The organism is Aneurinibacillus migulanus, assembly GCF_001274715.1.
Lineage (GTDB): Bacteria > Bacillota > Bacilli > Aneurinibacillales > Aneurinibacillaceae > Aneurinibacillus > Aneurinibacillus migulanus.
Genome location: NZ_LGUG01000004.1, coordinates 1888909 through 1902888 on the forward strand (window position 1 = coordinate 1888909; position 13980 = coordinate 1902888).

Consider the following 13980-nt stretch of genomic DNA (forward strand, 5'->3'; position numbering starts at 1 on the left):
TGGTGTGATATGGATATAAGCATAGCGTGGATCGTCATTTTATTCTTTCTGCTCTTATATATGCGAACGAAAGACATGGTAGCTTCGCTATTATTCGGTGTGCTCAACTATGTAAATTTCCTGTTCGCCTTACAGATTAGCCATATTGTATGGGAAGATATGCTGAACATAAGGAACCCAATGATAGAGCAGGTATTCCTGTTCATTTTCATTGGAGTAATGGCATATCTTATTGGCAAATTATTTTCAGATGGAGCGAAGCGGGACGGCCGGAGTGTGCAGCACGTATTTTCCTTGCGGCAGCGCATATTCATCTCGTTCGGTAACATGTGCATGATGATGGGGGGGATATATCTTTCTCTCATCTTTTACCGGGATGTTTCAGATGTGCAAGGAACGCTCCTTCACAGTCTGCTGCTTGCCATATATATCGCGGTTATTTTCTTCAGCCATCGGTTGTATGTGAATACGTTTAGGAAGGAAATGGAGAAGCAACAGATGGAGCAGGAATTAGGGCAACTAGAGGAGTACGCAGCTTCACTGGAAGACGTGCTGCATGATATGCGTACCTTCAAGCACGACTATGCCAACATTTTGTCTACCTTGCAAGGATTTATTGAGGATGAGAAATATTCGGAACTGAAGTCGTACTTCTATCATGACGTATGTGCTTATTCAGAACAACTGCACCATATGAATACAAGATTGTCACTGCTGGGGCATGTGAAGATTGCGCCGTTGAAAGGAATTCTTTCATCTAAAATTCTAAAAGCCCAAACGGAGCGGGTTGACGTATTTATCGACATTGCGGAAGATGTGCACGTTGTGGAGATATCCACGCTCGATCTGTGTAGAATCATGGGAATATTGCTGGACAATGCAATTGAGGCAGCGCTGGACACGCCGAAACCAAGATTGGATCTCGGCATTGTGTCCGTAAAAGATTCCACTCTATTCATTGTCAAAAACAGTTGTTCCGAACACGTACCTCCGATTTATAAAATGTTTGAATATGGGTTTTCCACCAAAGGAGACAAACGGGGCATCGGTCTGTCCACTGTACAGGAGTTAATTGATCATAAATATTCCAATGTGATTCTAAACACAGAGATTGACCCCGTCACGCATACATTCATTCAAGAGCTTAAAATCAAACGTGTGTGTTCATCATAACAATGTGAAACCATAATGAAGGTGATTACTTAATGCTGAATGTCTATATATGTGAAGACAACAAGTTGCAGCGAGAACAGCTAGAACGAATCGTGACTCATTCGATCATTAAGCAGAAACTGGATATGAAGGTGGCTTTGTCTACAGGCGATTATCGCGATATTGTTGATTATCCGCGGTATGAAGGTAATTCATCCCTTTTTATGCTGGATATTGATCTTAAAGCTGACATGAACGGAATTCAGTTGGCTGAGATACTGCGCGACAAATATGCAGATTGCTTTATTGTATTTGTGACAACTCATTCGGAACTAAGCTACCTGACTTTCCAGTACAAAGTGGAAGCTTTTGACTTTATCATTAAGGACAATCCGGAACAATTTCTTGCGCGGGTGGAGGAGTGTCTCCGCAAGGCGTACGAGCGTTATTTGAAAAGAGGAGGAGATACCCAAAGGATAACCATTGAAACAGATGAATCTATTATCAACGTTAAATATGAGGATGTGCTGTTTTTCGAAACCTCTTCTTCACCGCATAAAATCAAGCTGCATGAGCGGAACCGGCAGATCGAGTTCTATGGAACATTAAAAGAGCTGGAGAAACAGCTAGATGATCGATTTTATCGATGCCACAAGGCATACATTGTTAATGTAAACAATATTAAAGAGATCGACAAGCTGAAGCGTGCTGTCCATATGATCAACGGAGAAACATGCTATGTATCCTTCAGATACTATAATGGCTTGATAAAAGCTTTGATGATTGAGAATGAAAGATAAGTAACGTTCAGTAGTTTTTCATTGATTTTACATTTGTTGTAGCGTGTCCTTATGTATTAGGAGAAGAGATTAATAATAGCGGTTCAAACAAGTTAAAATGAGGAACATAACATTCATGGGCTAACTGGTTTCTGGTATCCTTCTAAAATTTGAAACACAGTGTCGCTTTCAAGCTAAAAATTCTTTGTATATCCAAAACGAAAAAACACCATTCTTTCTCTAAAATAAAGGAAAGAATAGTGTTTTTTTGTGAATCTCACCATTTCAGATGAGCGAAACCTCTTTTCACAAGATTAATTCCTCAGTTTCTTTATCAGCTCTTCTGCTGAAACATTTGGAGCTCCGGCATTAATTCGGAGGACTTTTTCTTGACGCGCTTTATTTATTCCTTCTTGAGTTGTAAAAAAGAGTCGAATATTATTCTCTTTTCCTATTTTTAATACAGTATCGTTATACGCACCAAATGGGAAGCAGAGGAGGGATTCATGGTTGTTTAATTCTTGCTCCAGGCGTTCATTTGCAAACTGAATATCCTCTTTTATACGATGTTGATATTCACCTTCGGTCTCCGTCCTTTTCTCTTTTTCCTTGTATATTGGTGTTACGAGCGCGGGCTTTGTTTCTCGCTGCTTGTTTGCGTTGCAGAGCGTATGCTGGTCATATGTATGGGAATAGAAGCTCATGCCGTTTCGTTTCATTTCCCGCATGTCCTTCCAAGTAAGGTGTGGAAGCACCTTTGGATTTGGTATATCAGTTGCGCTTACAATAATAAAATTTGTAGCAGTATAGCCGTATTTTAGCAGGGTTGGGTATGCTTTCGAATAGAAGCTCTTATAACCATCATCAAACGTAAGAAGAACGGCATTTGGCGGCACGCTTTTATTGTTTTTCATAAAGGCAATAAATTCATCCATCGAAATTATATTATATTTGTTTTTCTTTAATTTTTTCATATGCTGTTCAAAAAGCGCAGGGGTAATCGTAGCATCACTTTTTATCTTTTCATCAATATGATGATAGGTGAGCACAAGTACCTTGTTTTCATAGTGAGTATGTGGTGTAAGCTGTTGATACAACAAGGCACAAATAAAAATAGCTATTAAAGCAAAGATTTGTCCANATTAAAGCAAATAACAGATTTGTCCATCGTTTTTTCTCTCTCATATGGTTACTCTCATCCACTCCTTATGATGATTCGTTCGTTTTTGTGTTTGCGGATGAGAAGCTTTTTCTCCAACTCCTTGTATCATTGTCATAAAATGAAGTTTGCTACTCTTGGTAGAGTGATACGAGCCGTTGCCAACGGCTTTATCTTCTAATCTGATCCAAACAGTGATGATATGTAATTTTGTAGAGCTACACCTTGTTAAATGCTACGTATACAGCATTCTCTGCTTCCTCGCGACTTTCCGAGATATAGTAGCGATACATATAGATCCTTTTTTCAAATTTGTGAATAATGGTGGCATATGTTTGCTTTTTTCCTCTTCTTTCCCATCTCTCCTACTTCCAACCACGCTACCCTGTCAAAACATTAAGTGTAACTTATATAGTTGTTCTAAATGATCACCTCCCTGTGCACCCGCTACATAACGTATAACGATCTAAGTAGTTCATTTTGTGACATTAATTACATATTAAGTGCACGATGTGTCATAATTGTGTAAGCGTATTGATAGATTTTTATTGTTATTTAAAAATGCATAAGGAAACCAAAGTTCCATAAAAACACCATTCTTTCTACAGTGTTTTATAGAAAAAATAACTAATTTTTTCATCTTATGATATAAAATATCTTGGCTTGATGGTGATGTCGTACTACCTCATTTGAGGCGTATGAGGCGAAGCAACTGCATAATTAGCAACAAAGGACATGCATTAGGCGTGTCCTTTGTTGCGTTGCTGGCGTACTATTAATTATTTTGTTTTTACTGTCACATTTTGATGTGGATGACTCGTTATATAGGGTGAAGGAGGTGAGTGGTTTGGATAATGATAATCTACGTCACATTATTGCTGACGTATTGGAGGGTGATATCGAAAAGTTCGAGAAGATCATGCAAATATACCAAAAATCAATTTTTCTCTATTGTTATCACATGCTAGGCAATTATTCTGAAGCTGAGGACAGTGGACAGGAAGTATTTTTGAAGGCTTTTCGTTGCTTAGGGAAGTATAACCAGGGTATACCATTTGGTGCTTGGTTATATAAGATCGCCTACAATCACTGTATTGATGTGATTCGCAAGCGAAAACTGGCAAAATATTTACCCCTCTTTTATCGAAATGAGAAAGAGAATAAACCCGTAGATCTACAGATTGAAGTTAATTATTTTGATGAATTCGTGCATCAGGCAATGTCGAGGTTATCGGCAGAAGAGCGGAACTTGTTAATTTTACGCTGTGTTGAGGATAAGAGCTATCAGGAAATTAGCATGATTCTTAATCAAAACAGCGCCACTCTTCGAAAAAAATACGAGCGTTCGGCTACAAAATTTCGTAAGTACTATGCTCAAGTAAAGGGAGTGGGACAGTATGACATTGGACAAGGATCAGCATTTGAGAAAACTTTTTTATGACCCGCAGTTTCCCGATGTTGACTTGACTGGAAAGGTTATGAAGAAGCTGTATGCTGAGCAGAAAAAAAAGGAGCGATTTTTTGTGAAATATAAAGTAAGTCTGTTAGTCGTAGCAGGAATGCTTTTGACAGTGTCTTCAGGTTTTGCTGCGGTTAAATATGGAATATTGAAAAACGAGCAGGGTGAAGTGGTATATCAGGTAAAACCATTGAAAGAGGCTCCTCCCCAACCCAAATATTCGGAAGAAGACATCAAACGCATAGGGATGAGCCGCGATCTGGCGGACGAATTGTTACCGGATGGTTCGGCAGCGATCTTTTACATCGTTCCGCATAATCCGACCAGGCAAACGGACACTAGATTCAAGCCAGCCGTCTTTACCGATGCGTCCGCACTCCGCACCAAACTGGCGGGCAAGCAGGTTACGATTTTTGATAGTTTAAAAGAAAATTACAAATTCCAAAGCGCTTCGGTCTTCTTTAAGCCGGTCACTGATGTGAATCCTCCTAGCCCGGAAGAAAAAGCTGCTACGGTGGAAAAGCTGCGGAAGCAGGCGGAAGAATCGAACAAGGATTACGCGATGATGCCGATGGAGCTGTCGGATGAGCTTCTTCACCTTCGATTCACCTACAAACAGGGAGAGAACCAAATAGCTGTGACTATAGTTGATTATGGTGTTGGTAAAGATATACCTACGTCATACTGGGATGAAAAACTTAACTTTGAACAGGAAAAGATTGTTGTTAAGGGAATAGAAATGCTTTACACGGAATGGAACGAAGGTGGCGGAAGGGATATCAGATGGGTCCATGAGCTTCCGGGCGGTGGACATAAGTATGAATACTTGATCGAATCCAATGCAAAAGAGATAAGCAAAGAGGACTTAATTAACATAGCCGAATCGTACCTGAAATAATCGATTGGTGCATTATGAAGGGATCGTTCCGTTTCATCATCTGATCGATTCAAAAGATCATCGGTAATTAGGCAAGTTACTTCCCTGCTTACTATTATCATTAACATGCCGAATCATTAATAAATAACATAAAATAATCCCTATCCTTTTTCAAGGTAGGGATTATTTTATGTTTACTATCAAACTAGTAATTCAAGTATGGAAGTCTTGTTTTCATATTTATCGCTAACTTGATGGATGAGTGATGATGTCTTATCCCTGAATTTTTACTATTGCAATGTTCGATGCATGTCTGCTTTCTTTAGTTAAAATTACTTCGTATACAAAGACAATTAGGATAGTTTTATTGATTTATTTAATGAAACAACAATGCCTATTTTGTTTGTTGAATCCAGCTCCGCACTTTATTTTGACCTCGTTTTATTCCGATTCTTTCACTTTCTTAGCGTACAGCAAAAGGGTTAATTGACAAGAAATAAAAAAAATATTACTATTGATTCATCCAATTCATGACCCCGGTCAATTTATGATTTAGGTCAAATTTATTGATGACAAATTTAATATTAAGAGAATTAAGTTAAAAGAATGAACACAGTTATTTAAAAACCGAGTCTATGAGAAGGTATCCGTTCAAGAAATTTTACGTTGTGATCTGAGTGCTTAATACGTTGTTGCTTCTCTTTTTTATGAATTGCTTTTATCATCACAGGAATTAATGGAGGGAAAAATGAATGAATAACGTTATAATTATTGGCGGAGGCATTGCTGGTCTTTGTGCAGCGATTGCCTTTCAAAAAATGGGTTTAGATGTGAAAGTATATGATAAAAATAACCAGCCAACAGTTGCTGGCACAGGTATTATTATTGCACCCAATGCCATGCAAGCGCTTGAACCATACGGAGTTTCTGCTCAAATAAGGCGAGTTGGGAACGAAAGTGACGGTATTCGTTTATTATCAGAAAAAGGTAATACTTTTAGCAAATTAACGGTCCCAACTAATTATCCCAAAATGTATTCCATACATAGAAAAGATTTACATCAGCTGCTGTTATCCGCCCTTCATCCTGGCACAGTTGAATGGGGAAAAGAATGTCTAAGGATAGAACAAAATAAAGAAGATACTATACAAATAATTTTTCGTGATGGAAGTGAAGCACAAGGCAATATACTAGTTGCAGCAGACGGTATTCATTCTATTGTTCGAAAGCAATTATCGCAAAGTGATGGTTATCGGTTTGCAGGATATACATGCTGGCGTGGTGTAATCCCTGCTGAAAATCTCTCCCTAATGAATGATTTCATTGAAACTTGGGGGACAAAAGGACGGTTCGGTATTGTTCCGCTGCCGAACAATGAAGTATATTGGTATGCTTTAATAAACGCACAAGCTAATGACCCAAGGTTTTCCGCATACACAATTGATGACTTGTATAACCACTTTAAAACTTATCATGATCCTATCCCAAATATTTTAAAAAACGCTAAGAAACACCAAATGATTCACCGTGATATCATGGACATTGTTCCCATGAAGCAGTTTTTTGACAAACGTATTGTGTTTATTGGGGATGCAGCACATGCACTCACCCCTAATTTGGGACAGGGAGCATGTCAAGCAATTGAAGATGCTAGAATTCTTGCAGAATGTATTCAAAAGAATGCCGACTACCAAGAAGCATTTATAGAGTATGACAAAAAAAGAAGAAACAGAATTGAAAAGATATCTAATCAAGCCTGGAAAATTGGAAAAATAGCTCAAATGGAAAGTAAAGCTTTAACTGCGCTAAGGAATCAAGTGATGAAACAAACGCCTCAATGGATTTATCAAAGGCAAGCACATGATTTATATAAATTTCAACTATAATAACAAGGGTGTTGATTATCCAGTACGATCCAGAGTGGATAGCCACCACATCATGCCCCAAACAGGCGTCGGTTCGTCTCCCACACGGAAGTGTAGAGGGCCGCTTTTTGCCCTGGCCAGGCGGGACCGCAAAACATCTGGGTAGACGCGAAGAGGGAGACAGTTGCTGTCCTCTTTCGCCTGGCCGGGGCATGCGCTCGGGAAGGGAGACGAAAGGCCTTGTTTGTGTCCTGTTGTGGTGGTCTTTTCCTCTCGTAACAATCAACAGGTGTGCTATAATACTTTTCTGTATGATAGGACGTCCTAATTCTTCAGCAACCATTAACAAAGAAGTAAAATTTCCACTAATCGGATTTGAAACCGAAGAAATTAAATAAGAGCAAGGTTTAAATTGAGCTATATAAATTACACTTGATATTTTGACAGGGGAGTGTGGCTGGAAGAAGGAGATTCGGAAAAAAAAGAGGTTGGATGCGCCCTGCGATCCGGCAGAAGACAGGGCAGCGTGTCTTTTTCCGAGCGCTCCCGCCCACCGCCCTTCCTTCTTTTCTTACGTCCTACCATAAAAATTTGCTGATTTATCAAATCAGATGTATATAGGAGTAGATTATATTGCTTAGAGAAACTAGAAAAAAAGAATTAAAAGAACTCATTTTCCTACAAGCGGTAAAATTATTTAAAGAACGTGGATATGAGAACGTAACTGTTCAAGACATCACTGCTACATGTGGTATTGCAAAAGGAACTTTTTTTAATTATTTTGCGAAAAAAGAACATATCTTGTTATTTTTAGGGGATTCACAAATTGAACTATGGAATCAAAGCCTACAGATTTATCATGATGTCGAGCATCCAAAAGAGCGAATTCAACTTATTTTAGGCGATTTATTATCCAGATTTACTGAACATGGCGAACTAATGAAGCATGCAGTATTTGAAATTATTAAATCAACCTATTTGGTTGAAAATGAATTAAAAAGTATTCAAAAACTCCAAGAAAGTTTGAATTCAATTATTGAGGAAGCAAAACGGACGGGGAAATTAAAAAGCAACCGGGACACAAGTATCATTACTTCCACCATTATGAGTGTCTATTTTTATACGTTGATGTCTCAAACGTTATTACATTCCCATGAAACTGATATGAGAGATATGCTTAACCAGCACTTGGATGTTGTATGGGAGGGAATTGATAAAGGATAATAGGATCACCTATTTGTTCTTCAGGTAACTTGTTAATGATTAGCTTCCTTTGAACAAATCCAACTTCTCTAGCTAATAACTGAAGAGCAAAAGGAGATAAATAGCGTTGTAGTTCCTGTGAGAAAAGGGTAAGCTCTTCTGGAGGCTAAATATTGCAGGTTTTATATGGATAGTTCTGAAGGATAAAGACAGGCACCGCGAATTTCCATAAATAACAAGGGAAATATGGTAGCACAATGGTTCTCTGCAATCGGGCCATTTAATGGAATAAAGCTTTTTGAGCTGACAAAGCAGGTTAGATAAATGAAAAAAGTTCCAAATCTAATGTAAAATAGCACACCTGTTGATTATCCATATATCGGAAGAAATAAGATGCACGCGTCGGCGTGTTCCCTTGTCTTTTTCTCACAAGGAAGGGACACGGCCGCTTTGGAGCACGGTGTGTTGATGATCCACTCTAGATCGTACTGGATAATCAACACCCTTGGTAAAATAGAATAAAATAAAAATTTTTTAAGGTGGGAGATAATAGTGGCTTATCATATTAGAGTAAGGGCAGGTGCGGTTATTATAGAAAATAATTCAATTCTCTTAGTTGAGTTTAATGACGAAAATGGACTGCATTATAATTTGCCAGCAGGTGGGGTTGAGCCTGATGAAACAATTATTGAAGCAGTACGAAGAGAAGCAAAAGAAGAAGCATCAATTGATGTAGAAGTTGGTCCATTAGCATTTGTTTATGAGTATACCCCACATCTAAACACTAATAAATATGGAGAAACACACTCTTTAGATCTAATGTTTGAATGTAAAATAAAAGATGGATGTAAGCCAAGGTTACCTAATAACCCTGACCCAAATCAAATTGGTGTAAAATGGATACCACTATCCAAGTTAGATAATGTTATTTTGTATCCGAACATAAGAGAACAAATAATTCACTACTCAGAAAACAAAAGAAATATAGAAATAATTGAAGAACATTTATTAGAAGAATATACATAAGAATAACCTCTTTGTTAACTAACAGGTGAACCTCTGCAACAAGAACTATATACATTACACTTGATAGTTTGACAGGGGAGCGTGGTTGGAAGGAGGCGATTCAGAAAAAGAAGAGGTTGGATGCGCCCTGCGATCCGGCAGAAGAAAGGCCAACGTGTCTTTTTCCGACCGCTCTCGCCCACCGCCCTGCCTTCTTTTCTTACCTCCTACCACAAGAATATGTAAATTTATAAAATGAGATGTATATAGCTATCGATACGAAATCACAAAATTTCGGAGGGAGCGAATATGGAACAAATCTGTTTGATGAAAAAGCACTTTAAATAAAGTAATTTAATAATCGGTTTTTGTTATTTGAAATATATTGAATTTTTTTAGTTTTTATGGGGGAAAAAATAATGTCAATAGCAGTGATTTTCGATATGGATGGAACACTATTTCAAACAAATAAAATTTTAGAAATTTCTCTTCATGAAACTTTTAATCGTTTGAGGACGATGAAATTATGGGAGAAAGAAACACCGGTTGAGAAATACCGCGAGATTATGGGAGTTCCATTACCAGTAGTTTGGGAAACTTTGTTACCAAACCATTCAAACGAAGTCCGACTAAAAACAAATGATTATTTCCACGAAAAGCTAATTGAAAATATCAATAGTGGAAACGGTGCTTTATATCCAAACGTAGAGGAGATATTCAGTTATTTAAAAAACAACAATTATTCTATATTTATAGCAAGTAACGGCCTTACAGAATATTTAAATGCAATTGTGAGATATTACAACCTCGATAATTGGGTCACAGAAATATTTAGTATTCAACAAATACAAACGCAAGATAAAGCGGATTTAGTTAAAACCATATTAAAGAAATATAATATAAAAAAAGGTGCTGTAGTTGGTGATCGACTATCTGATATTAAAGCAGCAAAATCTAACTGTTTAATTGCAATAGGCTGTAACTTTGATTTTGCACAACAAGCTGAGCTTTCTCAAGCTGATGTAATAATTAACGACTTACTAGAAATAAAAACAAATTTATCTATATAATTTACACTTGATAGTTTGACAGGGGAGCGTGGTTGGAAGGAGGCGATTCAGAAAAAGAAGAGGTTGGATGCACCCTGCACTCCAGCAGAAGAAAGGCCAACGTGTCTTGACCGCTCCCGCCCCTCCTTCTTTTCTTCCCTCTCACCACAAGAATTTGTCGATGTATCAAATCAGATGTATATAGAAGTGTTAACTTCACGCACATCTTACTGTTCTATTATTGTTTCTCCATAATGGAATTCTAATTCCAGAAGTTTGCTTTTGGTTAGATTTAATGAATTTGAATAGTTATTTAACAGAGGAACAGTATGCTTATGCTCTTTTGAGGTATCTTCGCTTTCTAGAAGAGCAAGGAGTAGATAATGATTGAGGAATATGTTTATTCAACTAAAGGACAGTTGTTTGAAACTGAAGGGGAATAGATATGACGTACAGTATTGAAGTTTTATTAGAGGAGAAAGATGAGTTTTCAACTTTTTTAAAAAATAGAATACAAGAATATAATAACGAACACTCTTTACCTCATAGAAATACAAGAGCTGAAGGTTCTATCAAGCCGATTAATATTATCGTATCAGATAGTCAACAAAAATGGATCGGGGGTATAACAGCAGAATGTTATTGGAACTGGGTTGAAATCCATTATTTTTGGTTTAGTGAAGAATCTAGAGGCAAAGGTCTAGGGGGGCAATTACTAGATCAAGTAGAAACAATAGCTAGGCAAAATGGAGCGACAAAGGCTCTTTTAACGACCTATGAATTTCAAGCTCGTTCTTTTTATGAACTGAAAGGATACGAAGTTGTGGGTGAAATCAAGGATTACCCACCAGGAAGTAGTTATTATACGATGGTAAAGACATTAATAGATAACCCTCCTTCTTTATAACGCCAGTAGTTGTTTTCCCCTTCACATAAAGAACAATATGTTCAAACGTTATTTCAAAGCTACAGAGGCAATTAACAGATAATATCTTGGTGGCCCCCGGAAGATTACATTGAGAAATCGAGAGAAGAATAAAGGGGCTTCCAAATAGCCAAAAGGCATTTAGGAAGCTCCTTTTCATTTATTTAAGTGAGATGGTACTTGTTTTGTCCATTTCACTCATAAAGGTTGAGCCTAGCAGAAGAATGGTGCCAATAATTTGTAGACCTGTCATTTTTTCACCAATAATCATAGTTGAGATAACCAATGATGTAAGTGGGTCAATATAGCTTAGAATAGCGATGCTTTGTCCTTTTAGTTTACGTATTCCTAAAAAGAAAAGATAGAATCCAATTGCCACTTCAAGCTATACTTGAAAGTACCAAAGGCCATTTGTTTTGCAGAATGGTTTTCCACTCAAATTTTCCTTTATTACATAAGAAAATCAAAAGTAAAAAACTAGAGCCAATCAGACTCATCCATAAAGCGATTTCACTTGAAGGTATCTGGATATATTCGGCAAAAACACCTACAGCTCCAAAAATAATCATTGATAAGATAAAAGATAATTTTTCTTTCACTTCTAATTCCTACTTTCTACATGTATATAGTATTTACATATACAGTAGAATCTATTGAGAATTAGCAAGCTTTTATTGAATGCCTAAACAGTAGATTCTACTGTGCAGACATTTTGGGGGGTGCAATTGTTCGAAACATAAATATCCCTCCTTGTATAGGCTATATTTTAGCATCATTAACGTACTTCATAAAGATGAATAGACAGTATGTTCCAGAAAGAAGAGAGGAAGTTAATGAACAGTGTTCTGCGTTTATTTTCTGCTTTTGTATCAATCCTTACAAAAATACCCAGGAAGTATTAACAATTCTTCTTCGTCTGTTCTACCTGTTACACAAGTTACCAATATGGGCGGCCCATCCGCAGGTACATTCCTGACAACCAAGGACGATATATAGGGGCTTGCCTTACTACCGGTCGGATACTGCCAGTAGTCGGATCAGAATGGAAAGTTTCTCTATCCCAGACGTTAGGTCAGTTAACGATGCGTATGCGTAAGAGAGGCGAAGATACTGATTTGCATGCAGGTCATAGATATTTCCTGGATTTAACAAAATCCCCTCAGCCAATGCTTTTTCAAACAGTTTCCGAATCGATATCGTTGGAAGCAAACGTACCCAGATATAAAAGCCACCGGTTGGAGCTGTCCAAGTTGCGATATCGCCAATATGCTTTTCAAGTGCTTGAATCGCCGTTTCCCTGCGAATCTTGAGCTGTTCTCTTACAGATTCAATGTGCTCCTCGTATAAACCGCTGGAAAACCACTCTGCTGCCGCCCATTGAGATAATGAGCTGGAACCATAATCTGTTTGCATTTTGATGTCAGCCAATCGATCAATCACAGGCTCAGGCCCGATCACCCAGCCGATTCGCAAGCCTGGACTTACGGCTTTTGACATGCTGCCTAAATAGAGTACAATTCCGTTTTTATCGTAGGCTTTGAGTGGCTTTGGTGGAGGAGCATCAAGCCATAAATCCCTGTATACATCATCTTCGATAATCGGCAAACTTTCATTTTCACATACTTTCATCAGTTGCGTTCGCCTTTTCTCGCTCATTAATGTGCCGGTTGGGTTATGGAACGACGGTATGGTGTATAATAATGCCCCGTTATGCTGCTTTTTGAATTGGGCAATTAGTGAGGTCTGAATGCCTTGCTCATCAAGCGGAACACCAAATAATTTCATGCCAGATGATTGAAATACATGGACGGAATACAAATAAGACGGTTTTTCAAGCAAGATTGTCGATCCCCTGTGCAAAAGACCAATCGATATGAGCTGCAAAGCTTGAAGCGCTCCTGACACAACAAGAATGGAGGATGGGGAGCAGTCAATCCCCAGTGATTTTACATAAGTAGAAATTTGCTGACGTAAATAAAGATTTCCTTTTGGCCCTTCATATCCTAACGGCATAGCACGTTGGGATAGGTTTCTAAAGATGGTTTCCATTTTATCAGTGGGCAATAATTCAGGCGAAAGTTCCCCCGTCCCCAGTCGAATTACGCCCGGAACAAACTCAGCCCGGTTTATCTCTTGAATCGTGGGCAAATTAGGTTGGTGTATGCCGGCCTTTACATACGTGTTCCAGTCGGGAGGAGGAGTGGAGGTTAAGAGACTCCAGGTATTATTGATTACTCGTGTCCCGCCGCCGCTTTTTCCTTCAATGAAGCCTAAAGCTGTTAATTCGTCCAAAGCCGTTACCACAGTACTGCGGTTCACCCCGAAAGCCGCTGCCAGGGCCCTTTGCGACGGTATTTTTGTTCCGACTGTCCATTCTCCATTCAGGATTTTTTCTTTGATATATTCTTCAATTTGTTTATGCAAGGGAATTGAAGGCGAGGAATTCGGCTTCCATTGGAGCTCTGCCATTCGTTTACCTCCCATCCAGTTTCTTCTCGTCCCCATTA

General features: G+C 38.3%; 17 protein-coding genes. 10 read left to right on the forward strand and 7 right to left on the reverse strand.

What is annotated here, in order from left to right; all coding sequences use genetic code 11:
* The first annotated feature begins 9 nt into the window (after nt 1-9).
* Together AF333_RS11100 and AF333_RS11105 are read left to right on the forward strand one after the other, a co-directional pair.
* Nucleotides 10-1173 (forward strand): sensor histidine kinase, encoded by a 1164-nt coding sequence (locus AF333_RS11100; RefSeq protein WP_052520445.1) that lies wholly within the window; start codon nt 10-12, stop codon nt 1171-1173.
* A 32-nt stretch (nt 1174-1205) separates the two neighbouring features.
* Nucleotides 1206-1952 (forward strand): LytR/AlgR family response regulator transcription factor, encoded by a 747-nt coding sequence (locus tag AF333_RS11105; RefSeq protein ID WP_043064509.1) that lies wholly within the window; start codon nt 1206-1208, stop codon nt 1950-1952.
* Nucleotides 1953-2245: 293 nt separating this feature from the next.
* Here the strand turns inward: AF333_RS11105 and AF333_RS37405 are convergent, their stop codons facing one another.
* Nucleotides 2246-2905 carry a polysaccharide deacetylase family protein gene (locus tag AF333_RS37405; protein WP_407638674.1) on the reverse strand — a complete coding sequence of 220 codons (660 nt, stop codon included), beginning with the start codon at nt 2903-2905 and terminating at the stop codon, nt 2246-2248.
* A gap of 1023 nt (nt 2906-3928) precedes the next feature.
* Here AF333_RS37405 and AF333_RS11115 point away from each other — a divergent pair.
* The 4 genes from AF333_RS11115 to AF333_RS35000 all read left to right on the forward strand — a co-directional run bounded on the left by AF333_RS11115 (nt 3929) and on the right by AF333_RS35000 (nt 7689).
* Complete coding sequence (locus tag AF333_RS11115; protein ID WP_235496372.1) at nt 3929-4531, forward strand: RNA polymerase sigma factor; 603 nt, start codon at nt 3929-3931, stop codon at nt 4529-4531.
* Nucleotides 4488-5447 carry a hypothetical protein gene (locus AF333_RS11120; protein WP_043064507.1) on the forward strand — a complete coding sequence of 320 codons (960 nt, stop codon included), beginning with the start codon at nt 4488-4490 and terminating at the stop codon, nt 5445-5447. The genes AF333_RS11115 and AF333_RS11120 overlap by 44 nt, the downstream gene beginning before the upstream one ends.
* 731 nt (nt 5448-6178) lie before the next feature.
* On the forward strand, nt 6179-7312 hold the full coding sequence (locus AF333_RS11125; protein ID WP_043064506.1) for an FAD-dependent monooxygenase: 1134 nt from the start codon (nt 6179-6181) through the stop codon (nt 7310-7312).
* A gap of 11 nt (nt 7313-7323) precedes the next feature.
* Complete coding sequence (locus tag AF333_RS35000) at nt 7324-7689, forward strand: hypothetical protein (protein WP_235496373.1); 366 nt, start codon at nt 7324-7326, stop codon at nt 7687-7689.
* 28 nt (nt 7690-7717) lie between these two features.
* On the opposite strand, the gene AF333_RS35005 is transcribed toward AF333_RS35000, so the two are convergent.
* Nucleotides 7718-7897: a hypothetical protein gene (locus tag AF333_RS35005; RefSeq protein WP_235496375.1), complete on the reverse strand. Its 180-nt coding sequence runs from the start codon at nt 7895-7897 to the stop codon at nt 7718-7720.
* A 27-nt stretch (nt 7898-7924) separates the two neighbouring features.
* Here AF333_RS35005 and AF333_RS11130 point away from each other — a divergent pair, with 27 nt between their 5' ends.
* Nucleotides 7925-8515, forward strand: a complete 591-nt coding sequence (locus AF333_RS11130; protein WP_043064505.1) for a TetR/AcrR family transcriptional regulator — start codon at nt 7925-7927, stop codon at nt 8513-8515.
* Between the two features lie 531 nt (nt 8516-9046).
* The gene (locus tag AF333_RS11135) at nt 9047-9520 is read left to right on the forward strand and encodes an NUDIX domain-containing protein (protein WP_043064504.1); all 474 of its coding nucleotides are present in this window, start codon (nt 9047-9049) and stop codon (nt 9518-9520) included.
* 54 nt (nt 9521-9574) lie between these two features.
* Here AF333_RS11135 and AF333_RS35010 read toward each other — a convergent pair whose 3' ends face one another.
* On the reverse strand, nt 9575-9733 hold the full coding sequence (locus tag AF333_RS35010; protein WP_235496377.1) for a hypothetical protein: 159 nt from the start codon (nt 9731-9733) through the stop codon (nt 9575-9577).
* A gap of 185 nt (nt 9734-9918) precedes the next feature.
* Here AF333_RS35010 and AF333_RS11140 point away from each other — a divergent pair, with 185 nt between their 5' ends.
* Nucleotides 9919-10569, forward strand: a complete 651-nt coding sequence (locus AF333_RS11140; protein ID WP_043064503.1) for an HAD hydrolase-like protein — start codon at nt 9919-9921, stop codon at nt 10567-10569.
* A gap of 1 nt (nt 10570) precedes the next feature.
* Here AF333_RS11140 and AF333_RS35015 read toward each other — a convergent pair whose 3' ends face one another.
* On the reverse strand, nt 10571-10738 hold the full coding sequence (locus AF333_RS35015; RefSeq protein ID WP_235496378.1) for a hypothetical protein: 168 nt from the start codon (nt 10736-10738) through the stop codon (nt 10571-10573).
* 255 nt (nt 10739-10993) lie between these two features.
* Between AF333_RS35015 and AF333_RS11145 the strand changes: the two genes are divergently transcribed.
* Nucleotides 10994-11455 (forward strand): GNAT family N-acetyltransferase, encoded by a 462-nt coding sequence (locus AF333_RS11145; RefSeq protein ID WP_043064502.1) that lies wholly within the window; start codon nt 10994-10996, stop codon nt 11453-11455.
* Between the two features lie 178 nt (nt 11456-11633).
* Here the strand turns inward: AF333_RS11145 and AF333_RS37170 are convergent, their stop codons facing one another.
* The 3 genes from AF333_RS37170 to AF333_RS11160 form a co-directional block, all read right to left on the reverse strand.
* Nucleotides 11634-11852, reverse strand: a complete 219-nt coding sequence (locus tag AF333_RS37170) for an EamA family transporter (protein WP_043064501.1) — start codon at nt 11850-11852, stop codon at nt 11634-11636.
* A 1-nt stretch (nt 11853) separates the two neighbouring features.
* The gene (locus tag AF333_RS37175) at nt 11854-12072 is read right to left on the reverse strand and encodes an EamA family transporter (RefSeq protein WP_043064500.1); all 219 of its coding nucleotides are present in this window, start codon (nt 12070-12072) and stop codon (nt 11854-11856) included.
* 409 nt (nt 12073-12481) lie between these two features.
* Nucleotides 12482-13942 carry an aminotransferase-like domain-containing protein gene (locus AF333_RS11160; RefSeq protein WP_043064499.1) on the reverse strand — a complete coding sequence of 487 codons (1461 nt, stop codon included), beginning with the start codon at nt 13940-13942 and terminating at the stop codon, nt 12482-12484.
* Between the last annotated feature and the right edge of the window lie 38 nt (nt 13943-13980).